Source organism: Pseudomonas sp. GW821-FHT01E05, assembly GCF_059422425.1.
On sequence record NZ_JBWKWW010000005.1, the window covers coordinates 17,995 to 40,748 of the forward strand.

Below are 22,754 nucleotides of genomic sequence, written 5' to 3' on the forward strand. Positions count from 1 at the left end.
ATCCGACCATGCGTATTTTCGCCCTAGCGCTCCTGCTTTGTCTGGCTGGCCTGAGCGAAGCAGGACAAATGCCGCTTTCCGTCTTGCCAGGTGGAACGGTCGTTTTCAAACCGATCCAGAGCGTACGTGAGCGCAAATTCGCCGACCTGGTCCAACAGAAAACCGACTTCAGTTGCGGCGCAGCTTCCCTGGCCACCATATTGCGCCAGGCCTATTGGCTGGACGTGAATGAAGAACAAATCATCGAAGGCATGCTGGCTCACTCCGACCAGGATCTGGTCCGCGTCCAGGGCTTCTCCATGCTCGACATGAAGCATTATGTGGAAAGTATCGGCATGCGGGCCCGTGGTTACCGGGTATCGCCGGAAGGTCTGACCAGTGTCGCCATTCCGGTCATCGTGCTCATGGACATCCGCGGCTACAAGCACTTCGTGGTCATGCAAAAAGCGGAGAAAGACTGGGTGTATATCGGTGATCCGGTACTCGGTCACAAACGCTTCAAGTTCGACGACTTTGTCAAAGGCTGGAACGGCATCATCTTCGCCGTCATAGGCCAGGGCTACGACAAGACCAACGTCTTGCGCGAACCACCTATGCCACTGACCGCCAAGAACCGCATCAACACCTTCAGCCCGGTGCAAGACGCAGAGTTGATGGATTTCGGATTCATCCGGAGCGACTTCTTCTAATGGCAAGGGAGCACGAAGCTCCGGGAGCATCCAATGAAGACTCCATACTGGCTGGCCGTCGTTTGCCTGGCCGCCAGCCTGCCGATCCAGGCACAAGCGTTCAAACCGATTGAACTCAAGGATCAGGAGTTGGCGACCCTTCGCGGCCGGTATGTCATGCCGGGCCGGATCATCAGCTTCGGGATTGTCATGACCAGTACCTGGCAAAATGCCAGCGGTGACGTGATCGGGGCAACCTCCTCGATGCAGATTCAAGAATCGACCATCAAGCCACAGTTTTATGTGTCGATAATCGACAAAAAAGGTGATGGCTCGGCGCCCTTACAAGGGGCCGGCATTGTCAGCGGCGGCAGCGGCCTCAACAGCACCCAGGGTGTAACCCAGGTCGTGCGCACCGCCGGAGACAACAACGGCGCCTGGAACAACGTTGATATCAACGTCAGAGAAAGCAACCAGGTGCCACAGATGCAAACCCAGGGCCAGCCACTGATCGCTGGCACGACCCTGACCGGCGCCAACGGTGCCGGGACCTTCAGTATGTCGTCGAGTGGCGCGGGCGTGCAGTTGAACATCCAGGCCAACAACAATCAGGGCAGTTCCATGCAACGTATTGCCCAGGGCGGCCTGATGCAGAACGCGACTTTGCTCGGCGGCAGAAACCAGGTGAACAACCTGACGTCCCTCAATGTCGTCCTGCGCAACAACCTGCCGACAGCCGGGGCGCTGGACTGCAGTCTGGACCAACTGAAAGGCCTACGCACTCTGGGATACTGATCTACGCTCAGTCTCATAAAAATGTAGTCAGAAGGGACGGCTAACCCATGCACCGATCGTTTTCGTTAAAAGCAGTCGTTTGTTTGAGTACCCTGGTCCCGGCCACATTGTTGCAAGCAGCACCGGACCCCCAGGTAGAAGCCCTAAAACAAGAACTCACGGAGCTGAAAACACGTTACGAAGCACAACAGAAGGCGCTGATGGTACTTGAACAGCGCGTTAAGCAAGTCGAAGAAACACCTGCAACACCTGTCCCCAAACGCCTGACAAAATCCCCGGCCGAACAGACCAGAGGTGGTCAGGCGGTGGCCACCGGTGCACCTGGAACCACGGGCAGCTCCTACGGGCAGTCGCTCAAGGAAGATTCGGCACCGGCACAAAGCGTTTCCAACCTCTACGACGAAGCCAGCGGTTTCTTCGGCGGGGGCAAGTTCAGTGTCGAAACCGGCCTGACCTACACCCACTACGATACCCGGCAGCTGGTTCTAAACGGTTTTCTGGCACTGGACTCGATTTTTCTCGGCAACATCAACATCGACAAGATCAAGGCCGACACCTGGACCCTGGACCTGACAGCCCGCTACAACCTGGCGCAACGCTGGCAATTCGACGTCAACGTCCCGGTCGTCTATCGCGAATCGACGTACTCTTCTGGTGGTGCAGGAGGCGCAGCCCCGGTCTCATCCGAGGCGACCGTTACCCGCGATCCGACCATAGGCGATGTCAACTTTGGTATTGCCTACAAGTTCCTCGATGAATCGGTCAACCTGCCCGATGCGGTCGTCACTCTGCGAGTCAAGGCGCCGACGGGTAAAAATCCGTACGGAATCAAGCTGGTCAATGACCCGAACAACGACAATTTGTCGGTACCTCAGTCACTCCCTACCGGCAACGGTGTCTGGTCGATTACCCCGGGTATCTCGCTGGTCAAGACCTACGACCCTGCCGTGCTCTTCGGCAGCCTGGCCTATACCTACAACAAGCAGGATTCATTCAGCGATATCAGCCCCACTATAAATACCAAGGTCCCGGGAGACGTGAAACTGGGCGATTACTGGCAGGTCGGCGCCGGCATTGCGTTTGCCTTGAACGAGAAGATGAGTATGTCGTTTTCGTTTTCCGACCAATTCGCCCGCAAAAGCAAAGTCAGACCGGACGGCCAGGGCTGGTCAACAATCCCGGACAGCGACTACAACGCTGCCAACTTCAACATCGGCCTGACCCTGGCGGCAACCGACAAACTGACGATAGTCCCCAACCTCGCCATCGGCTTGACCCAGGACGCACCGGCCTTCTCCTTCAGCCTGAAATTCCCGTACTACTTCTAACGGCCACTCAAACGGCAAAGCCCGCTTCGGCGGGCTTTGCCGTTTGAAGCTTGAACGTCAGCGTATCTGGTGCTTGTGCAACAAGCGGTAGAAGGTAGGCCGCGAAATACCGAGCACTCTTGCCGCGATACTCAAGTTGTCACTGTGGCGATTCAACACATCGCACAGCGCCTGGCGTTCGGCGCTGTGTTTGTAGTCCTCAAGTGTTCCCATGGGCGCTGCAATGGCCTGATGGCTGAGTAACCCCAAGTCCCGGGCTTCGATTTGCCGCCCTTCGGCCAGGACCAATCCCCGGCGAACACGGTTGGCCAGTTCACGCACATTGCCCGGCCAGTCATGTTTGCCCATGGCGATCAGCGCGTCCTCACTGAAACTGCGCGGACGCCGCCCGGTTTCCTGGCTGTAAAAGTGGGAAAAATGGTTGGCCAGCTTCGGCAGGTCACCATGGCGCTCGCGTAAAGGCGCGGTGACGACCTGTAAAACGTTCAGCCGATAATACAGATCTTCACGAAAACGCTTTTTCTCGATAGCGGATTCAAGATCGACGTGGGTCGCTGCCAGTACCCGTACATCGACCGGAATAGGCTGGCTGCCACCGACCCGCTCAATGTGCTTTTCCTGTAAAAACCGCAGCAGATTGGCTTGTAACTCCAACGGCAGGTCGCCGATCTCGTCGAGAAACAGCGTGCCGCCGTGGGCCGCCTCGATCCGTCCGACCTTGCGCTGGTGAGCGCCGGTAAAAGCGCCCTTTTCATGACCAAAGAGTTCTGACTGAATCAGATGTTCAGGGATAGCACCGCAATTGATCGCCACAAACGGCTTGCTGCGGCGTTGTGACTGCCGGTGCAAGGTTCTAGCCACCAACTCCTTGCCGGTGCCGCTCTCGCCGCGGATCAAAACCGGCGATTCGGTAGGCGCCAGTTTGCTCAACAGTTTGCGCAACTCGCGAATCGGCCGACTGTCACCGAGCAATTCATGTTCCAGCTTATAAACATGAATCGAGCCTTGGCCGCGCAACCGTGCCATGCCGAATGCACGCCCCAGGGTTACCTGAACCCTGGACACATCGAACGGCAAGGTATGAAAGTCAAAAAACCATTCGCAGACAAAATCACCGACATTCTGCAAACGCAGAACGTCCTGGCTAAGCACAGCGATCCATTCGGTTCCGCTGTGGCTGATCAATTCCTTGACCGCCTCCTGTCGCTCCAGGTGAAACGGCTGCAGCCGGAGCAGGCCGACATCGCAGGAACGGTCAGAGGCCGATTCCAGCGTACAGCTGTCTACATCCCAACCCACCGAGCGCAATCCGGGCAGCAGACGGTGACAATCATCACAGGGATCGACCACTAGCAATCGTCGTAAGGCAGGCGCTTCGATCATGACTGTTCCTTGGCGCCAAATTTATGAAATGTTATTAGAAACAGTCATTTGGCAGAACCAGTTGTAACATTAGCAATATTTTGACGCCCTCTTGTATCAATTGATTATAGGGCTAAGACCGAATCCTTCCGAGTTCGTTATAAGGGGGGAAGGCTATTAGCTGCCTAACTAATTAAAACCTTTCATTCAGCTTTCAAAATCGCGGTTTAAGCATTGTGAATAAAAAAAGTTTAAAAAACTTGTTATCGTGTGTGACCTGCCCCCACTCTGCGGGCATCAGTACAAGTAACCAGCCGAAAGGTAAGCCCAACCGACGGCACATCACTTGTTTGGGCACAAGGAGAGAAGACCCCATGAACGCCCCGCTCCGCATCAACGAAGCACTTTTGATTGCCGGCCACGCATTCGAGCCTTTTCAATGCGTTGCCTGGGCCCCGCAAGACGGTAATGGCGAACTCAGCCTGACCGTTATCGACCGGACCAACACCCATATTGGCCGCAAACAGATTCCGAGCAGTGCCTATTCCGACCCGGCGCAACTGGAAAGTCTGCTGGAAGAGGTACGTGCTGAGTTGAGCCAGGAAGGTTATAAACTGCAATCCTGGACAATGCCGGAATAAGCACGCTCACGGATCACTATCAGTGATCCGCGCAATGCTCTCGCCCAACTCTGGATATACCGCCTTTCGTCGCGTTTGCTTTAATGCTTGAAAGCGATCTGGCGGTATATCAGCTTCTTGAAGTTCCCCGGTTCCCTCCCGTTTACGATTTTCAATGTCGTATGCAAACAGATTTGGTTTCAGTGAACGCGTCGAGCCAATCGGCGCCGAAATCTCGCCCGATTCCAGACTGTTTGAAACCACCAAAAGGCATGTTCGCATCAATGAGCGTGTGGCTGTTGACCCATACCGTACCGGCCTCAATCAGCGAGAGACGGTCGTCGGGATTGATGACTAGCGTAGGTGAAACGTAAAAACCTTCACCGTTGGGCACCGTTGTGCCGCTGATCAGTTCAACGTGGTGGCCTGGGATGTGGAAGTGACCAATCAGCTGGGAGAACTGGTGGCCAGCTATGACATTTTGACCTTGGTGGTGAAACGCGAGGAGTAACCACGGCTGCAGATCGTTCCCACGCTTCCGCGTGGGAATGCCGCCTTGGACGCTCTGCGTCCGCCCCTTGGTGACAAGGAGCGTCACGGGATGCATTCCTTTGCTGCGCGTGGGAACGATCCTCAGGCCTGAAGGCTTTTTCCCACACTTGATCTTCCCTTTCGCTTACGGCAACTTGCGCGCCTCTCACTACAAGGAGCTGCCGATGTCCGGTTCAATGGCCCAGGCGTTCGCGCACAATTTTCTCGGGCATTCACCACGCTGGTACAAGGCAGGCATTGTCGCGTTCCTGATCCTCAACCCGCTGGTGCTCTGGACCGTCGGCCCGGTGGCTGCCGGTTGGCTGCTGGTGGTGGAGTTCATTTTTACCCTGGCCATGGCACTCAAGTGCTACCCGCTGATGCCCGGCGGATTGCTGATGGTCGAAGCCCTGCTGCTGCGCATGACCACGCCTCAGGCACTGTATGACGAACTGCTGCATAACTTCCCGGTCATCCTGCTGCTGATGTTCATGGTGGCGGGCATTTATTTCATGAAAGACCTATTGCTGTTCCTGTTCTCGCGCCTGCTGCTGGGGGTTCGGTCCAAGGCGTTGCTGGGGTTGATGTTCTGCTTTCTCTCGGCGTTTCTGTCGGCGTTTCTCGATGCCTTGACGGTAACGGCAGTGATCATCAGCGCCGCGGTGGGGTTTTACTCGGTCTATCACCGTGTTGCCTCGGGCAATGATCCACGCCAGGACAGCGAGTTCAGCGACGACAAACACCTGCCGAAGCTGCACCACAAAGACCTTGAACAGTTCCGCGCCTTTCTGCGCAGCCTGCTGATGCACGGCGCAGTGGGCACCGCCCTGGGTGGTGTCTGTACGCTGGTGGGCGAGCCACAGAACTTGCTGATCGGCCATGAGATGGGCTGGCACTTTTCCGGGTTCTTCCTGAAGATCGCCCCGGTATCGCTGCCGGTCCTGGTGGCAGGCCTGGTGACTTGCGTGCTGTTGGAGAAGTTGCGCTGGTTCGGTTACGGCACCTTGCTGCCGGATAACGTGCGCGCAGTACTGGCCAACTATGCCGCTGAAGACAACGCCGAACGCACCTCCCGTCAGCGCGCGGCGCTATTGGTTCAGAGCCTGGCGGCACTGATTCTGATCGCCGGGCTGGCGTTTCACATCGCCGAAGTCGGCCTGATCGGCTTGATGGTGATCGTGCTGATCACCTCGTTCACCGGCATCACTGAAGAACACCGCATCGGCAACGCCTTCAAGGACGCAATGCCATTCACCGCATTGTTGGTGGTGTTTTTCGCGGTGGTGGCGGTGATCCACGATCAACAGCTGTTCACCCCATTGATTCAGTGGGTGCTGGCCCTGCCGCCCGAGCAACAACCGGGCATGCTGTTTATCGCCAACGGCCTGCTATCGGCCATCAGCGATAACGTGTTCGTGGCGACGATTTACATCACAGAAGTGAAACAGGCGTTCATTTCCGGCCATATGAGTCGCGAACACTTCGAGACCCTGGCCATCGCCATCAATACCGGCACTAACCTGCCGAGCGTGGCGACGCCAAATGGGCAAGCAGCGTTTTTGTTTTTGCTGACGTCGGCGATTGCGCCGCTGATTCGTTTATCGTACGGGCGAATGGTATGGATGGCGCTGCCATATACGGTGGTAATGGGTGTGCTGGGCTGGTTTGCGGTCAGTTACTGGCTGTAAGCCGAAAGATAATCGCGTAGCAGCTGCCGAAGGCTGCGTTCGGCAACTGCTACGAAGAGCCGGCTTCAGCGCGGCAGGATAGACCGCTCGAAGGCCCCTGCCGCGCCATCCTCGACATTGCTGCCGGTCACCCGAGACGGTGCCAGGCGCGTCCGTCACGGGCCAGCAATTGCTCTGCCGACGCCGGGCCGTCTTCACCTGCCGGGTAAGTCTGAATGGTGGAGTCCTCCTTCCAGGCATCAAGGAACGGCTGCACGGCGCGCCAGCCATTCTCGATATTGTCGGCACGCTGGAACAACGTCTGGTCGCCGGTCAGGCAGTCATAGATCAAGGTTTCGTAGCCGGTAGACGGCTGCATCTCGAAGAAATCCTTGTAGGCGAATCCCAGCTCGATGTTGGCCATGGCCAGCGCCGGCCCGGGGCGTTTGGCCAGCAAGTCGAACCACATGCCTTCGTTGGGCTGGATCTGGATCCGCAGATAGGTCGGTTGCAATTCATCAACTTCGGTATCGCGGAACTGCGCGTACGGCGCGGGTTTGAAGCAGATGGCGATTTCCGTGTGGCGCACGCTCATGCGTTTGCCTGTACGCAGGTAGAACGGCACGCCGACCCAGCGCCAGTTATCGATCATGACCTTGAGCGCGACGTAGGTTTCGGTGTTGCTGTCGGGTGCTACCTTGGGCTCATCGCGGTAACCGGGCAGCGGCTTGCCGCCAAGTTCGCCCGCTGCATACTGGCCGCGCACCGAGTTCGCCAGCGCCTCCTCGGTGGACCAAGGGCGAATCGCTCCGATGACTTTGGCCTTTTCCCCACGCACCGCATCGGCACCGAAAGCGGCCGGTGGTTCCATCGCGACCATTGCCAACAACTGGAACAGGTGATTGGGCACCATGTCCCGCAGCGCGCCGGTGTGTTCGTAGAAGCTGCCGCGCGTCTCGACACCGACGGCTTCCGCCGCGGTGATTTGCACATGATCGATGTAATGGTTGTTCCAGAAGGCCTCGAACAGGCTGTTGGAAAACCGGCTGACGAGGATGTTCTGAACCGTTTCCTTACCCAGGTAATGGTCAATCCGGTAGATCTGCTTCTCCGTCATGACCTTGAGCAGACAGGCGTTCAGCTCTTGCGCGGTTTGCAGGTCGGAGCCGAAAGGTTTTTCGACCACCACCCGGCGGAAGGCCTCCGGCGCTTCTTCGAGCAGGCCGGAGGATCCGAGACGACGCACCACTTCACTGAAAAAGCGCGGCGCCGTCGCCAGGTAAAACACTGCGTTACCGGTGCCACTGGCGGCGATTTTTGCCGCCAGTGCCTCGTAGGTGCTGTCGTCGAGGAAATCGCCCTGGACATAGCTGATGCCCTTGGCCAGTCTGGACCACGACGCTGGTTCAAGGACGTCGTCGCCTTTGCCGATTTTGTTGGCCGCCTCGGTACGAATGAAATCTTCGAGCTTCTTGGCAAAGTCCGCATCGCTGATCGCGTTGTGATCGACGCCCACGATACGCAGGCCATCGCTCAGCAAACCATCGCGACTGAGGTTGTACAGCGCCGGCATCAGCAGGCGCTTGACCAGATCACCATGGGCGCCGAACAGAAACAGCGTGGTCGCCGGCGCGGGTTCAGCCTTGGATTTTTTTCGGCGCGAGGTCATTTCTTGGGTGTCTCGACATGGCCGCCAAAACCGAAGCGCATGGCTGACAGTAATTTGTCGCCATAGGTACTTTGCTGGCGGGAGCGGAAGCGCGCGAACAACGAGTTGGACAAGACCGGTACTGGCACCGATTGCTCCATGGCCGCCTCGATGGTCCAGCGCCCCTCGCCGCTGTCGGCCACGGCGCCAGAATAACCGTCGAGTTTCGGATCGCTGGCCAGCGCATCGGCGGTCAGGTCCAGCAGCCAGGAGGAAACCACGCTGCCACGGCGCCAGACTTCGGCGATGTCGGCCACGTTCAGATCAAAGCGCTGATCTTGCGGCAGGTTTTCCGAGGCTTTGGTTTTGAGGATGTCGAAACCTTCGGCAAACGCCTGCATCATTCCGTATTCGATGCCGTTGTGAATCATTTTCACGAAGTGCCCGGAGCCCGCCGGGCCGGCGTGGATGTAACCGCGTTCGGCGCGATCATCCTCGGCCACCCGATCCTTGGTCCGCGGGATGTTGCCCAGGCCCGGCGCCAGGCTGTCGAACAGCGGGTCCAGACGTTTGACCACATCGGCATCGCCGCCAATCATCATGCAATAACCGCGCTCCAGCCCCCACACGCCGCCGGAGGTGCCGACGTCGATGTAGTGCAGGCCTTTTTCCGACAGCGTGTGAGCGCGACGGATGTCGTCCTTATAAAAGGTGTTGCCGCCGTCGATGATCACATCGCCAGCATCGAGCAATTGACTCAAGGTTTCGATGGTTTCTTCGGTCGGCCCACCGGCTGGAAGCATTACCCAGACCGCTCGCGGTTTTTCCAGGCCCGCGACCAGCGCCGGCAAGTCCGCAACACCGGTTGCGCCCTCTTCGCTCAGGGCGGTGACAAATGCGGCGTTGCGGTCGTAAACCACGGTGCAATGCCCATTGAGCATCAGTCGCCGCGCAATATTGCCGCCCATGCGGCCCAGTCCGATAATCCCCAATTGCATGTACTGATGCTCCTTACTACAAATAAATATGTTTTAAAAGTTATAGCGCAATGAGGCTAATGAAGGTTAGTCGAAAGCGTCCAGACATAGTTTCCTCTCAAGCGGAGCAATACGCTGGATCACCTGAGACATTACGAAGAAGACAGACGACAATTAGAAATAAAAAAGTTCCATTCGCAGAAAAAAAGAAATCAGAAACGGCACCGGCTGCTTCCCGCCCTCGCAACGAGGATCACAACCACTTCTTCGCCCCATGCAACTGTTAACTTGCGCTTAATAGAATGGCCACACACTGCGCCCATGACCTCATATCACGGACGAAGCAGGCACCACACATTCTTGATGGAAAACACAGCATGAAACTTTCAACTCTGATCCTCGCTGGCCTGATGGCCGTTAGTTCTGCCGCCGTGTTCGCCGAAGGGGGCGCCGAACGATCCAGACAGCATTGGGACAACTTCAATCTGAGTCAGCAAGAAGTCCACGGCAAATCCGATAACACGGCGTCTGCCGACACGGTTAAAACCGCACCTGCCAATGACGATCAGGCAGTAAGGAAACAAAAACCCAGCGCCTGATCCCAACGCAGCAATCTACTGAACTCTGGCAATACCGCTCCTTTGGCAGAGATTAACCTTGGCGTCCTTCCGGACGCCTTTTTTATGCCTGGAACATTCGTAACGCCCGCCTTACTGGTCGGCGCAGCCACTCATGCACGCCTGGTGCCCGACGGTGTTACAAGGCTTTGGTCCAGAACAACATACGGCCATGGGCCGGGTCTAACATCCCTGCGGCGAAACCGAATTTACCGTAGGACGCCTGAGCTACCTCATTGCCCTCGAGGACTTCCAGGGTGATTTTGCAGCAGCCACGCTGGCGGGCAATGTCCTCGACCTTTTTCAGCATTTTCTGGCTCAGGCCACGCCCACGAAATTTCTTCACCACCGACACGTCATGAACGTTGACCAATGGACGGCAGGCGAACGTTGAAAACCCTTCGAAACAATTCACCAACCCGGCCGGCTCGCCACCGACGAATGCTAATACACTGAATGCATGGGGACGCTTGGCCAGTTCGCCGGGCAGATTGTGCAACACATCGGCCGATAATGACTCGCCGCCGCCCATGGGATCTTCGGCGTAGTGATTCAGGATAATGCTGATGGCTTCGGCATGCACCGGGTTGGTATAGCTGGCTTGTAGTACCAGAATTTCTGCGGATTCCATTTCCATCCTCGATCGCATAGTGATGTTCGCTCCCTCAACGCGTCTCCAGACGACGGAGAAGGTCAACGGACCTTATCGTGACCGGGCCGGTTCCGACAACAGCTGCGTGAGATTGCTGTAGTCCCTGGAATTTACCGTCGGCGTCAGCGTCAGCGTCTTACGCCGCAAATCTGCTCTCCGGTCCAGATTTCAACGCGCTCCAGAAAACCGCTGCAATTGCATCTCCCGCAAGCGACTGAGGGTGCGGCGAAACGCAAACTCCAGGTAACCCTCGGTGTACAACGATTCCATCGGCACCTGGGCCTCGATGTACAGAGGAACCTTACGGTCGTAACACTCATCGACCAACGCGATGAAGCGCCGCACGCTGTCGTCATGCACCGACAACTGCGGCAGCTCCCGATCTCCTGCATCGACCCGCTCGACCCCGTCTTCGGTGCCGCGGGCAATTCGCCCGGGACGCTTGTGAGCGCTGAGGTTCGGTACTTCGCTCAATAGAATAGCGTTGAACCTGTCGCACAACGCCATGAAGTCCATCGCTGCAAAGGGTTGCTCGCACAGGTCCGCATAAAGACTCCAGAGCACGGTTTCGCTGGACTGCACGGCAGTGAGACTACGGTAACCGATGCTGACCGGCTCACTGGAAACGGCATGCCCGGCAGCCAATCCCTTGAACACTTCGTCCATGACGTCCGGTTGGCCAGCCGTACGGACCCAATAACGCTGAACTCCGAGGCCCGGATGCAAGCGATGGTCTTCCCTGCCATCCATTGCCACCACCTGCATATGGTTTTTGATCGCTTCAATGGCCGGCACAAACCGCTCACGATTGAAGCCATCGGCGTAGAGCTGCACCGGAGGTTGATTGGAAGTGGACACGATGACCACGCCTTCCTCGAACATCACCTGAAACAATCGCCCGAGAATGATCGCGTCGCCGATATCGTTGACGAACAACTCGTCGAAACACAGTACCCGCACCTCAGCGCTCAGCTCACGGGCCAGCGCCTTTAGCGGGTCGGCAGTACCGGTCAATTGAAACGAGCGCTGATGCACCCAGCCCATGAAATGGTGAAAGTGCTGACGTCGGGCCGGTATCCGCAAACTTTGGTAGAACTGATCCATCAACCAGGTCTTGCCTCGGCCCACCGGCCCCCAGAGGTAGACGCCGCTGATGTGCGTATGGCCCTGGTGCAGCGTTCTGTGACACTGCTCAAGCGCCTGCACCGCTTGCCATTGGGCGTCGTCCTGGACGAAGCCCTTTTGCTCGATGGCGTGTTGATAGGCGCTGAGGGGGGAATCGAAGGTCATACGGGCAAATGGGTCCGGGGGCTGAAGCCGGACAGTATGCCAGTAAACAACGATATCTCCCGTAGCAGTTGCCGCCAGGCTACGTTCGGCCGCGTAGCGGTCGTAATTCGGTCATCGCGATTAGCCTGGAGAACCGCGATGGACGATTTTACGACCGCTACGCGGCCGAACACAGGCTTCGCCTGCGGCTACAGGAGCGTACAGTTACAACGAAATATCCAGCCGAGCGATCTTGCCTTGCTCGTCGAGCCGGAACACATAGCGCAGCTCCAGCGGGCTTCCGGGAAAGGTGCCGCGGATCTGGTTTTTGACCAGCACCTTGCCGGTGCGTTGCTGCACATCAAGGACTTCAACCCGCGGTTGGTAACGTCGGGCGGCGTCCTCCATCCATTGGGCAATGGCAATGGTGCCGACCCGATGCTCGCCCTCATCGAAAACGTTGGCATCCTCGGCGAAGAAACTGGCGACCGCCGAGCTGTCACGGGCATTGGTGGCAGCAATGTAAGCGGCGATGGCGGGCGCGAGTGAAGAGGCTGGATTCGACATGTTGATACGGCTCCTTGTTTGTTGATTCTGGAGCCATGCTAAGACAGCCATGTGTCAATTCTTGTCAGGAGTGAAGCGCCCCGCCTCATCCAGTTGCATCAACTTGCGCCAGGCCCGCAACAGATCACTGCGACGCCCCGGATAGCGCTCACCCTGCTCGCTGGCGGCGGCAATCCGGTCGGTGCGAAAAGTCCGGTAGGCCTCACGCAACTCACACCAGGCGACAATCACCCGCACCTCATTGAAAAAGCCTAACGCCAACGGCCATATCAGCCGCTGGCTGGGGACTTTATTCACGTCTGCGTAATCGATGTGCAGCTTTGCCTGGCCGCGAATGGCCTGGCGAAAGACATTCAACTCCACGGCATTCTGCGGATACCCATAACCGGGCGGTCCGGGCAACACCGTCGGATTGCGCAAGGCATCCTGCGCCGCCGGTGCCAATACCGCCGCGATCTTTGCCAGGGCATCGGCCGCCGCTTTACTCAACACTTCATCGCCGCGCTGATCGACATAACGCAAACCCAACACAATGGCTTCAGTTTCGTCGGCGTTGAGCATCAACGGTGGCAGAAACAGACCGCTGCGCAGTACGTAGCCAATGCCCGCCTCGCCAAAGATCGGCGCCCCAAGGGCGGTCAATTCGGCAATGTCGCGGTAAATCGTGCGCTCGGAAATCTCCAGCTCGCTGGCCAGCGCCGCTGCCGTCACCGGGCGGCTCTTGCCGCGCAGTACTTGCAGCAACGTCAATAAACGGGTGGTACGCGACACGCTGATCACGCTCCTGTTCGAAAGGTTCGTGAAGATTAGCAGAGCATCCTGTCAGAAATTGTCAGCAGAGAAATAGGCGGTGAACCGCCACTCGCAGGTGTGCCCGGAAAAATGCCTCGCGGGTATGCCTGCGATGACGATCTGACAAGCAATGGATATTTCTGCAGAAGAAAATAGATTCCAATAGAAATTTATTTTATAGGAGTTGCCCAAGATGTATTTTTGATCCATTCAACAGCCACCCGCCTCTGGAGTCATCCCATGCCTTTAGTTCGTGTCGACATCAAAAAGCATCAGGATCCCACCTACGTAAAACGGGTCGGCAAGTTGATCTACAACGCCATGCACACCGCTATCGGCGTCCCCGATCACGACAACTTCCAGATCCTCGCCGAGCACGATGAACAGCACTTCATCTACGACCCGGTTTACCTGGGCATCAACCGCACCGACAACCTGGTGATCATCCAGATCACCCTGAACGAAGGTCGCAGCACCGAGCAGAAGAAACTGCTCTACAAGGCCATCGCCGAGAGCCTCAACACCGAACTGGCCGTGCGCCTGGAAGATGTGTTCATCAACCTGGTGGAGGTCAAGAAAGAGAATTGGTCGTTCGGCAATGGGGTTGCTCAGTACGCCGATTGATTGAACTGGACGCTGATCGTTTGCCGCAGCATTCTCTGCAAACACACCGCTTGATCGCGGCTTACGCCCCGATCCCGGGGAGCTATCCATGAAAAACGCGCTTATTTCGCTTTCGTCTTGTCGGGCCTGATCTGGAGCACCAACTTCATCTTCATGAAATGGGCGGCGGCCTGGATTTCGCCGACACAGATCTTTTTTTTGCGGGTGCTGTTCGGCTTTGTGCCAATTCTGATTTTCGCCCTCAGTCGGCGCGCACCGAGCTGCTCGCATCTGCGTCACGGACACCACTTTATGGTCATGGCCTTACAGGCGACGGTGATCTACTACGCCTTTGCCAAGGGTGCTGCCGGACTGACCCATGGTGGTTTCTACCGTCACTTCGATTCCAGGGAAGCCCTGGCGCAGGAGGCATGTGGTCGTGCATTCGAGCAATCGGCGCAGCACTGACGGTGCCGTTGACAAGCTTCGATGGCCAACAGCATGATCGGCCTATGAACATTCTCGCGCTTGATCTCACCCGCACCACCACGACCGCCTCCGGCGGGTCGTGAGGTCGTTACGTGGATTGAACATCGCGCAGTGAACCCAAGGCCCGGCCAGCAATGGACAGGGGCTTCTGTTTCTCCGTCCACCTGGCACACAAGGAGAAACACCATGCCGTCACTCAGCACCAGGCACCCCGCTCTATTGATCATCGATATGCAGGTCGGGCTATTCAATGGACCGCACAAACCCCATGACGCAGAGCGCGTTCTGGCCAACATCAATCAACTGATCGCCAAGGCTCGTCAGACCGGCGCGTCAATTTTTGCGGTGAGGCATACCGGCCCGCAAGGTTCGCCCATCGCCTCCGGGAGCCCACTGTGGCAACTGCTGCCCACCCTTGAACTTGATGCGAGCGTTGACACACTGTTCGATAAAACCAGACCCAGCTGCTTTTTCGGTAACCGTCTGGCTGATCAGCTGACAGCGGGCGGGATCAATGAGTTGGTCATCGTCGGTATGAAAACCCAGTACTGCATCGACACCACCTGCCGTGTTGCCGTCGAACTGGGATTTCAACCAATACTGGTAGCGGACGCCCATACCTGCATGGACACGCCAGCGCTGCCGGCCAAAGCGATCATCGAACACCATAATGCGACGCTTGGCGGGGCTTTCGTGAAACTGCTGAACACGGCAGATGTTCAATTTTGACGGGATAGGTGCCGCCGCCAAAAGATCGTCCGAACGCGACGTGATGGAACACCGTTGCTACGCCGACCGAGGTGAGTACCGATCCCCTGTAGGAGCTGGCGCAGCCTGCGATCTTTTGATCTTGCTCGGGACAGCTGTTTCGATAAGCTGCGATCTTTGGACCCAAGCCGCGCCGCGCCAGCTACCCTTGTCAAACAATTCCCGAGCCAGCAATCCCGGGTCTTTTCAGAGATGTCCCGGGGATGGGCAAAACACTATTTTCAGCGTCGGCAAATCCACCTTTTGAAGTCATCAGGAGCGCAGCATGCCCATCACCGTTCTGGTACTGGTTGAAACCATTAACGACTATTTGCCGATTCTTGAAAGCCAGGGGTTTCACCTGATTCTTGCACCAACACCCGCCGAGCGAGCCCACGCCATTCAGACCCACGCCAGACAGATCCGGGCGGTACTGACGCGCGGTCCGCTTGGGTTTTACGCCGAAGAAATCGCTGCTCTGCCGCTGCTTGAAATCATCTGCGTAATCGGCGCGGGCTATGAACATGTCGACCTGCAGGCCGCCAGCAATCGGGGCATTACCGTGACCAACGGCGCGGGGGTCAACGCTTCGTCGGTGGCCGATCACGCGATGGCGCTCTTGCTGTCTCTGGTACGTGGCATCCCTCAAGCCGATGCGGCGGTCCGGCGCGGCGAATGGCCGAAGATCATGCGGCCTTCACTGGCTGGCAAGCGCCTGGGCATTCTCGGCCTGGGCGCGGTGGGTCTGGCCATCGCCAAACGCGCCGCCAAGGGCTTCGATATGTCGGTGAATTACCACAGCCGCCAGCAGCGCGACGACGTCCCTTATAACTACTGTGATTCGGCGACCGAACTGGCACGTGCTTCGGACTTCCTGATCATTGCCACTCCCGGCGGCGCCAGCACTCGCCACCTGATCGATAAAAAAGCCATTGATGCCCTCGGGCCGAAGGGTTTCATCGTCAATATCGCCCGGGGTAGCGTGATCGTCACTGACGAGCTGATCAGTGCCCTGGAACATCGGCGCATCGCCGGCGCGGCGCTGGATGTCTTTGATGACGAACCGCAAGTGCCGGACGCCCTCAAGATCCTGAACAACGTGGTACTGACACCCCATGTCGCCGGGCTATCGCCGGAGGCGACGCAGGCGACCGTGCATTTGGTGGCCGATAACCTGCTGGCGTTTTTCTCCGGCAAAGCGGTGCTTACCCCGATCCCGCTGCCTCCCCCGCGCGACTAAAAAGGACGGAACTCTTTGCGGGTCCCTCTACAGAACTCCCAGCAGTGTCCAGAGGCGACGGGACTCCGCATCGGCGGATATCAGCTCGCCAAGCAATTCGCTCAGCGGCTTGTTGCCCCACTCCACCCCTCGCCGGATCAGATAGGGCACCGGACTATGAGGCTCGGTCCGTGCCAGGTATTCGGCGATCAGCAACAACTGGCGATAGGCTTCTTCCCGGTTCGCAGGCTCGCTGAACACCCTTGGCACATCGGCCTGGGGAGGCCGATCAGAATCCGCTACTGTCGGGGTAGGTTCACGTTGCGATTGAGCGGGCTGTTGCGGGTGCATGGCAATGAACTCCTTGATGAGTACCAGCATTGAGCAAATGCCATGAGCGAATCCACCAGGCTTGAGCTGATCCGCGGTGACAGTCACCTCACCGGCCGCCTGCTCGACAGCGAGCTGGAAGGCCCGTTGCGCATTGAGGAAGCCGGTCGCCAGCAAGCCGACCTCAGTTACAGCCAGGGGCAATTGCAGGGGTCGAGCACTCTCTATCACCCCAACGGCAAGGTCAGCGCGCTATTGCCCTATGTCAGCGGCAAGCTGCACGGCATGGCAACCTTTCATGCACCTGAGGGCTGGTTGCAACGCAAGGCCACCTATCGCAAGGGGCTGCTGCATGGCGAAGCGAGTAATTACTTTCCCGGTGGGCAACTGGCTGAACTGGAGCATTACCGCGACGGCGTCCGCGATGGGTCGTATCAGCGCTTCCATCCCAACTGAAAGAAGGCCCTTGACGCCCGTTACCTGAACGGTCAGTTGCTCGATCCCGGACAGCCTTTCGCCAGCGATGGACGCCCGCTGGACCCCGAGGGCAAGCCCATGTCGCGGTTACGTTGGCGGTGGCCGCGGCGACCATCGGGTTGGCCGGACTCTGGCACATGCCGAAGGTGGGAATGCTCACCAGCGGAATGTGGTCCATGATATTCGCCGCCGGCAGCCCGCCGGTGAGCGTGCGATTGACCGGCAGCACATTGAGCACCGTCGGGGCCACACCGAAACTGCATTGCAAGGTAGCGGGGTAGCACACACCTGCGGACATCCCACCTGACACCTCCTGTGCGGATGGAGAACTCATGGCAACTGACCCTCGCCAATGATCAACCATAGCTCGCAGGTGCCCGGCCTGCACGGCTGAACGCCAATCAGCCCATCAAGAACGCTGATTATCCGGCAACACGCTAACCTATAAGACCTTGTGGCACTTGTGAGCACACCACTGCGCGAATTAGATTAGCCAATAATGTCGGGCCTCCAAAATAAGCAGAAGGGATAAGCATGGCGCTTACTGACCAGTCCACCCGTATCCGCTCCGGCGAAGAACTCGATGTCAGTCGCATCGATCCGTACCTCAAGGCGCATATTCCTGGCCTGAGCGGGACGCCGCAGATCAGCCAGTTTCCGGGCGGCGCGTCGAATCTGACCTACCTGCTGGAATACCCTGAGCAGGAATTCGTCCTGCGCCGGCCGCCGTTCGGCCACAAGGCCAAGTCGGCCCATGACATGGGCCGTGAATACCGCATTCTCAATCAGCTCAAAGACGGCTTCCCGTATTGCCCGAAAGCCTACGTGCACTGCACCGACGAGTCGGTGATCGGCGCCGAGTTCTACGTGATGGAGCGGGTCAACGGCATTATCCTGCGTTCTGACCTGCCAGCGGAACTGGGCCTTGATGCGCAGAAAACCGAAGCGCTGTGCAAGAGCTTCATCGACAAGTTCGTCGAACTGCACCGGGTCGACTACAAGGCTTGCGGCCTGGCCGATCTGGGCAAGCCCGAAGGTTATGTCCAGCGGCAGATTCGCGGCTGGAGCGATCGCTACGACAAGGCGCTGACCCCCGACGCACCGAGCTGGGAAACCGTCAAAGTCTGGCTCAACGACAAGATGCCCGCCGATCACCCGACCTCGAGCATCGTGCACAACGACTATCGCTTCGACAACGTGATCCTCGACCCGAACAACCCGATGCAGATCATCGGCGTGCTGGACTGGGAACTGACCACCCTCGGCGATCCGCTGATGGACCTGGGCAACACCCTCGCCTACTGGATCGAAGCCGGCGACCCGGCCCCCGTGCAACTGATGCGCCGCCAGCCGAGCCACGCACCGGGCATGCTGACCCGCCGCCAGTTCGTCGATTACTACGCCGAACGCGCGGGGCTGCAGATCGACAACTTCGACTTCTACTACACCTATGGGCTGTTCCGCCTGGCCGGTATCGTGCAGCAGATCTACTACCGCTTCTTCCATGGCCAGACCCAGGACAAACGCTTCGCGCAGTTCATTCACATGAACAAACTGCTGGAGCAGATGAGCCTGCAAGTCATCCACACATCCAGCCTCTGACTACGCGCCTCGCACCTGGCATACAACAAGGAGAAAACCATGTCCAAGACTCAGCTGTTCGACCTTGACGGCAAGATCGCTTTCGTTTCCGGCGCCAGCCGCGGTATCGGTGAAGCCATTGCCAAACTATTGGCCCAGCAAGGCGCCCACGTAATCGTCTCGAGCCGCAAACTCGACGGTTGCCAGCATGTTGCCGACGCCATTATCGCCGACGGTGGCAAGGCCACAGCCGTCGCCTGCCATATCGGTGAAATGGAACAGATCACTCAGGTCTTCGCCGGGATTCGCGAGCAGTTCGGGCGTCTGGATATTCTGGTCAACAACGCGGCGACCAACCCGCAGTTCTGCAACGTGCTGGATACTGACCTCGGCGCCTTCCAGAAAACCGTCGACGTGAACATTCGCGGCTACTTCTTCATGTCGGTGGAAGCCGGCAAGCTGATGCGCGAGACCGGTGGCGGCAGCATCATCAACGTCGCGTCGATCAATGGCATCTCGCCGGGGATCTTCCAGGGCATCTACTCGGTGACCAAGGCTGCGGTGATCAACATGACCAAGGTCTTTGCCAAGGAGTGCGCACAGTTCGGCATTCGCTGCAATGCGTTGCTGCCGGGGCTGACTGATACCAGGTTTGCTTCGGCGCTGGTGAATAATGACGCGATTCTCAACGTCGCTCTGCAGCAGATCCCGCTCAAGCGTGTGGCGGATCCGAGTGAGATGGCCGGTGCAGTGTTGTATCTGGCAAGTGACGCGTCGAGTTACACCACTGGGGTTTCGTTGAATGTGGATGGTGGATTTTTGTCCTGATTACAGCGGGTTTTGGGTGAACAAGAGGCAGCCTTCGGGCTGCCTTTTTTTTTTCCGGCGATTGTAATTCCACCTTTGGCTTCGACGGTGCAACACAATCCCGATTTCGCGCCCATCATCGATCTCACTGTGTTGCACGATCCCTGTAGGAGCCGAGCTTGCTCGCGATGGCCTGACAGCCGGCCAGTCTCTCGCTGGTGTACATATCCATTTCTTGCGGTAACGACGGGAATGGATATTCACTCAGTCGATATCAAGGGTGAATGTGCCGCCGCCATCGCGAGCAAGCTCGGCTCCTACAGGGAATGGTGATCACAACCAAAGAATGAATATTTATTCCGAATCTTGAATTTTGAGAATATTTATTCTATTAATGTGCACCCTGAAAACAAAAATCCAAAAGGACCCCAACGATGCGCGAACTTGGAATCGGTTTGATAGGCACAGGCTTCATGGGCCGCGCCCACGCCCTGGCCTTTCGCAACGTCAGTGCAGTCTTCGAACTCCCCATACACCTGCATCTGGCCGCACTGGCCGACGCCGACACCCAGCGTGCCGAACACTGCGCCAACGCCTGGGGCTTCGAAAAAGCCCATGGCGACTGGCAACAATTGATCGACGACCCAAAGGTCAACGTCGTAGCAATCACCACGCCCAACCACCTGCACTACCCCATGGCCATGGCCGCCCTGGCCGCAGGCAAACCCGTGTACTGCGAAAAACCACTGGCCGTCAGCCTCGAACAGGCCGATCAGATGCGCCGCGCCGCCAAAGCCGCCGGCGTGGTGACGCGGGTCGGTTACAACTACCAGCACAACCCGATCATTGGCCTGGCCCGTGAGTTGATTCAGAGCGGCGAGCTCGGAGAGATCATCAGTTTTCAGGGCGAGTTCAGCGAAGACTTCATGGCCGACCCGCAATCACCCTGGTCCTGGCGCTGCGAAGCACAGCATGCCGGTGGTGCCCTGGCGGATCTGGGCAGTCATTTGCTGGCGATGGCCCGGTACCTGGTCGGTGATGTGGAAGCAGTATGTGCCGACAGCCAAACCGTGCACCGGCAACGCCCTGCCACCACCGGCAGCCATGAACAACGCACCATCGCCGTCGATGATCAGGCCCATGCCTTGCTGCGGTTTACCAACGGTGCACGTGGCACGTTCAGCAGCAGTTGGCTCAAGCATGGTTACAAAAACCACCTGAGCTTCGAGATCAGCGGCACCCGCGGCACTCTGGCGTTCGATCAGGAGCGCTTGAATGAATTGCGCTTGTGCCGTGCGGGTCAGGAAGGCTTTCAGCGTTTACTGGCCGGCCCTTCCCTGCCCGGTTATGCCGCCTTCAGTCCGGCGCCGGGTCATCAGTTGGGCTACAACGAGTTGAAGACGCTGGAGGTGCACGGGTTGATTATGGCACTGGCCGGGCAAGGCTCGGACGGTACCGACTTTGAAGAAGCCTGGGAGGTGGAACGCCTGGCGACGGCCATTCGGCTGGCCGCGCTGGAGCAACGTTGGGTCAGGGTGGATGAGATGTAACTGCGCGTTCTGGCGCGGTGGGTTTCGAAGCAAACCACGGCTTCGAAGCCCACCCACCAATCGCTTCAGGTCTTGGTAATGACGCCTGTCAAGCCGCCAATTTTCTGCTGGCAATCGCCGCCGACGCCGCCAACATTGCCCGCAACAGCACCGCACAACCAGCCGCCAGATCGTCCGGCGCGGCGTTTTCGATTTCGTTGTGGCTGATCCCGCCTTCGCACGGCACGAAGATCATCCCGGCCGGGCCCAGTTCAGCGAGGAAAATCGCGTCATGCCCGGCGCCGCTGACGATGTCCATGTGCGACAGGCCCAAGCCCTGGGCGGCACTGCGCACGGCATCGACGCAGCCTTTGTCGAAATACAGCGGAGGGAAATCGGCGGTCGGCGTCAGCTCGAAGCTCAGGCCGTGCTCCTGGCAAGTGGTGTCGATCACCTGCCTGACCTCAGCAATCATCGAATCCAGCCGCGCGGGTTCCAGGTGACGGAAGTCCAGGGTCATGCGCACCTCACCGGGGATCACGTTGCGCGAGCCGGGGTAGGCTTGCAGACAACCCACGGTGCCGCAGGCGTGAGGCTGATGACTCAGTGCGGCACGATTGACCGCCGCGACCACCGCCGCCGCGCCGACCAGCGCGTCCTTGCGCAGGTGCATCGGGGTCGGACCGGCATGGGCTTCAACGCCCTTGAGTTTGAGATCGAACCACTTTTGCCCCAGCGCGCCCATCACCACGCCGATGGTCTTGCGCTCATCCTCAAGGATCGGCCCTTGTTCGATGTGCGCTTCAAAATAGGCGCCCACAGCATGGCCACTGACCTTGCGACTGCCGGCGTAACCGATGGCGTTCAGCGCTTCGCCGACCGTCACGCCTTGGGCATCGGTCTTGGCCAGGATTTGCTCCAGGGTGAATTTCTCGGCGAACACTCCAGAGCCCATCATGCACGGAGCAAACCGTGAACCTTCTTCATTGGTCCAGACCACCACTTCCAGCGGTGCCTCGGTTTCGATGCCCAGATCATTGAGCGTGCGCAGCACTTCCACACCGGCCAACACGCCGAAGCAGCCGTCGAATTTGCCACCCGTGGGCTGAGTATCGATATGGCTGCCGGTCATCACCGGCGGCAGCGTTGGATCGAGCCCGGCACGACGGGCGAAGATGTTGCCGACAGCGTCGATGCTCACGGTGCAGCCAGCCTCCTCGCACCATTGCACGAAGATGTCACGGGCCTGGCGGTCGAGGTCGGTCAGGGCCAGGCGACAGACGCCGCCCTTGACCGTGGCGCCGAGTCTGGCCAGTTCCATTAACGACTGCCACAGACGGTCGCGGTTGATGTGCTGATGGGTGGACTGCAGAACGTCAAGGGCAGCGTTCATGATGATCTCCTCAGACAGTTGTTATGGGTTTCTTCAGGTATTTCTTTGGTGTATTCGAGGCCGCCATCGCGAGCAGGCTCGCTCCC

20 protein-coding genes and 6 pseudogenes are annotated in these 22,754 nt (G+C 58.2%); 15 read left to right on the forward strand and 11 right to left on the reverse strand.

Going from position 1 to position 22,754, the window contains the following annotated elements; translation table 11 throughout:
* Window positions 1–8 precede the first annotated feature (8 nt).
* The 3 genes from fapD to fapF are packed head-to-tail and all read left to right on the forward strand — an operon-like array spanning window position 9 to window position 2,791.
* Window positions 9–689, forward strand: a complete 681-nt coding sequence (gene fapD, locus AC07W5_RS11925) for a fibril amyloid maturation endopeptidase FapD (protein WP_495023434.1) — start codon at window positions 9–11, stop codon at window positions 687–689.
* Window positions 690–722: 33 nt separating this feature from the next.
* Window positions 723–1,463 carry a fibril amyloid subunit FapE gene (gene fapE, locus AC07W5_RS11930; protein WP_495023435.1) on the forward strand — a complete coding sequence of 247 codons (741 nt, stop codon included), beginning with the start codon at window positions 723–725 and terminating at the stop codon, window positions 1,461–1,463.
* Between the two features lie 47 nt (window positions 1,464–1,510).
* Window positions 1,511–2,791, forward strand: a complete 1,281-nt coding sequence (fapF, locus tag AC07W5_RS11935; protein WP_494995285.1) for a fibril amyloid transporter FapF — start codon at window positions 1,511–1,513, stop codon at window positions 2,789–2,791.
* A 57-nt stretch (window positions 2,792–2,848) separates the two neighbouring features.
* Here the strand turns inward: fapF and AC07W5_RS11940 are convergent, their stop codons facing one another.
* Window positions 2,849–4,174, reverse strand: coding sequence for a sigma-54 dependent transcriptional regulator (locus AC07W5_RS11940; protein WP_495023436.1), 1,326 nt, complete (start codon window positions 4,172–4,174; stop codon window positions 2,849–2,851).
* 353 nt (window positions 4,175–4,527) lie between these two features.
* On the opposite strand from AC07W5_RS11940, the gene AC07W5_RS11945 reads away from it, so the two are divergent.
* Window positions 4,528–4,794, forward strand: a complete 267-nt coding sequence (locus AC07W5_RS11945) for a hypothetical protein (RefSeq protein ID WP_494995283.1) — start codon at window positions 4,528–4,530, stop codon at window positions 4,792–4,794.
* A gap of 151 nt (window positions 4,795–4,945) precedes the next feature.
* On the opposite strand, the pseudogene AC07W5_RS11950 reads toward AC07W5_RS11945, so the two are convergent.
* Window positions 4,946–5,098: pseudogene (locus AC07W5_RS11950) on the reverse strand (aldehyde dehydrogenase family protein); the annotation flags it as partial.
* A gap of 391 nt (window positions 5,099–5,489) precedes the next feature.
* On the opposite strand from AC07W5_RS11950, the gene nhaB reads away from it, so the two are divergent.
* Window positions 5,490–6,992, forward strand: coding sequence for a sodium/proton antiporter NhaB (gene nhaB / locus AC07W5_RS11955; protein ID WP_495023437.1), 1,503 nt, complete (start codon window positions 5,490–5,492; stop codon window positions 6,990–6,992).
* A gap of 127 nt (window positions 6,993–7,119) precedes the next feature.
* Here nhaB and zwf read toward each other — a convergent pair whose 3' ends face one another.
* Entirely contained in the window at window positions 7,120–8,640 is a 1,521-nt protein-coding gene (gene zwf, locus AC07W5_RS11960; protein ID WP_495010888.1) for a glucose-6-phosphate dehydrogenase, read from the reverse strand.
* The gene (gnd, locus tag AC07W5_RS11965) at window positions 8,637–9,617 is read right to left on the reverse strand and encodes a phosphogluconate dehydrogenase (NAD(+)-dependent, decarboxylating) (RefSeq protein ID WP_494995280.1); all 981 of its coding nucleotides are present in this window, start codon (window positions 9,615–9,617) and stop codon (window positions 8,637–8,639) included. The genes zwf and gnd overlap by 4 nt, the downstream gene beginning before the upstream one ends.
* Before the next feature lie 356 nt (window positions 9,618–9,973).
* Between gnd and AC07W5_RS11970 the strand changes: the two genes are divergently transcribed.
* A complete protein-coding gene (locus AC07W5_RS11970; protein WP_495023438.1) occupies window positions 9,974–10,195 on the forward strand; it encodes a hypothetical protein in 222 nt (73 codons plus the stop codon).
* Between the two features lie 157 nt (window positions 10,196–10,352).
* Here AC07W5_RS11970 and AC07W5_RS11975 read toward each other — a convergent pair whose 3' ends face one another.
* The 4 genes from AC07W5_RS11975 to AC07W5_RS11990 all read right to left on the reverse strand — a co-directional run bounded on the left by AC07W5_RS11975 (window position 10,353) and on the right by AC07W5_RS11990 (window position 13,472).
* On the reverse strand, window positions 10,353–10,844 hold the full coding sequence (locus tag AC07W5_RS11975; protein ID WP_494995278.1) for a GNAT family N-acetyltransferase: 492 nt from the start codon (window positions 10,842–10,844) through the stop codon (window positions 10,353–10,355).
* A 189-nt stretch (window positions 10,845–11,033) separates the two neighbouring features.
* The gene (zapE, locus tag AC07W5_RS11980; protein ID WP_495023439.1) at window positions 11,034–12,155 is read right to left on the reverse strand and encodes a cell division protein ZapE; all 1,122 of its coding nucleotides are present in this window, start codon (window positions 12,153–12,155) and stop codon (window positions 11,034–11,036) included.
* 204 nt (window positions 12,156–12,359) lie between these two features.
* Window positions 12,360–12,701, reverse strand: coding sequence for a nuclear transport factor 2 family protein (locus AC07W5_RS11985; protein ID WP_494995276.1), 342 nt, complete (start codon window positions 12,699–12,701; stop codon window positions 12,360–12,362).
* A gap of 54 nt (window positions 12,702–12,755) precedes the next feature.
* Window positions 12,756–13,472: a helix-turn-helix transcriptional regulator gene (locus AC07W5_RS11990; RefSeq protein ID WP_495010892.1), complete on the reverse strand. Its 717-nt coding sequence runs from the start codon at window positions 13,470–13,472 to the stop codon at window positions 12,756–12,758.
* 261 nt (window positions 13,473–13,733) lie between these two features.
* On the opposite strand from AC07W5_RS11990, the gene AC07W5_RS11995 reads away from it, so the two are divergent.
* From AC07W5_RS11995 to AC07W5_RS12015, 5 genes and pseudogenes are all read left to right on the forward strand, one after another.
* Entirely contained in the window at window positions 13,734–14,117 is a 384-nt protein-coding gene (locus AC07W5_RS11995) for a tautomerase family protein (RefSeq protein WP_495010893.1), read from the forward strand.
* Between the two features lie 84 nt (window positions 14,118–14,201).
* A pseudogene (locus AC07W5_RS12000) lies at window positions 14,202–14,447 on the forward strand (EamA family transporter); the annotation flags it as partial.
* A gap of 12 nt (window positions 14,448–14,459) precedes the next feature.
* Window positions 14,460–14,558: pseudogene (locus tag AC07W5_RS12005) on the forward strand (TetR family transcriptional regulator); the annotation flags it as partial.
* A gap of 213 nt (window positions 14,559–14,771) precedes the next feature.
* Window positions 14,772–15,314, forward strand: coding sequence for a cysteine hydrolase family protein (locus tag AC07W5_RS12010; protein ID WP_495023440.1), 543 nt, complete (start codon window positions 14,772–14,774; stop codon window positions 15,312–15,314).
* Window positions 15,315–15,618: 304 nt separating this feature from the next.
* Window positions 15,619–16,572 carry a 2-hydroxyacid dehydrogenase gene (locus AC07W5_RS12015; RefSeq protein ID WP_495023441.1) on the forward strand — a complete coding sequence of 318 codons (954 nt, stop codon included), beginning with the start codon at window positions 15,619–15,621 and terminating at the stop codon, window positions 16,570–16,572.
* Between the two features lie 27 nt (window positions 16,573–16,599).
* On the opposite strand, the pseudogene AC07W5_RS12020 reads toward AC07W5_RS12015, so the two are convergent.
* Window positions 16,600–16,800 (reverse strand): annotated as a pseudogene (locus AC07W5_RS12020) (type VI secretion system protein TssA); the annotation flags it as partial.
* A gap of 144 nt (window positions 16,801–16,944) precedes the next feature.
* On the opposite strand from AC07W5_RS12020, the pseudogene AC07W5_RS12025 reads away from it, so the two are divergent.
* Window positions 16,945–17,538 (forward strand): annotated as a pseudogene (locus AC07W5_RS12025) (toxin-antitoxin system YwqK family antitoxin).
* On the opposite strand, the pseudogene AC07W5_RS12030 reads toward AC07W5_RS12025, so the two are convergent.
* A pseudogene (locus tag AC07W5_RS12030) lies at window positions 17,453–17,661 on the reverse strand (DUF4280 domain-containing protein); the annotation flags it as partial. The pseudogenes AC07W5_RS12025 and AC07W5_RS12030 sit on opposite strands and share 86 nt — an antisense overlap.
* A 231-nt stretch (window positions 17,662–17,892) precedes the next feature.
* On the opposite strand from AC07W5_RS12030, the gene AC07W5_RS12035 reads away from it, so the two are divergent.
* The 3 genes from AC07W5_RS12035 (at window position 17,893) to AC07W5_RS12045 (ending at window position 21,296) form a co-directional block, all read left to right on the forward strand.
* Entirely contained in the window at window positions 17,893–18,960 is a 1,068-nt protein-coding gene (locus AC07W5_RS12035; protein WP_495023442.1) for a phosphotransferase family protein, read from the forward strand.
* Between the two features lie 39 nt (window positions 18,961–18,999).
* The gene (locus AC07W5_RS12040) at window positions 19,000–19,767 is read left to right on the forward strand and encodes an SDR family oxidoreductase (protein WP_494995269.1); all 768 of its coding nucleotides are present in this window, start codon (window positions 19,000–19,002) and stop codon (window positions 19,765–19,767) included.
* Between the two features lie 413 nt (window positions 19,768–20,180).
* On the forward strand, window positions 20,181–21,296 hold the full coding sequence (locus AC07W5_RS12045) for a Gfo/Idh/MocA family protein (RefSeq protein WP_495023443.1): 1,116 nt from the start codon (window positions 20,181–20,183) through the stop codon (window positions 21,294–21,296).
* Between the two features lie 88 nt (window positions 21,297–21,384).
* Here the strand turns inward: AC07W5_RS12045 and AC07W5_RS12050 are convergent, their stop codons facing one another.
* Complete coding sequence (locus AC07W5_RS12050; RefSeq protein ID WP_494995267.1) at window positions 21,385–22,668, reverse strand: Zn-dependent hydrolase; 1,284 nt, start codon at window positions 22,666–22,668, stop codon at window positions 21,385–21,387.
* Window positions 22,669–22,754: the final 86 nt, after the last annotated feature.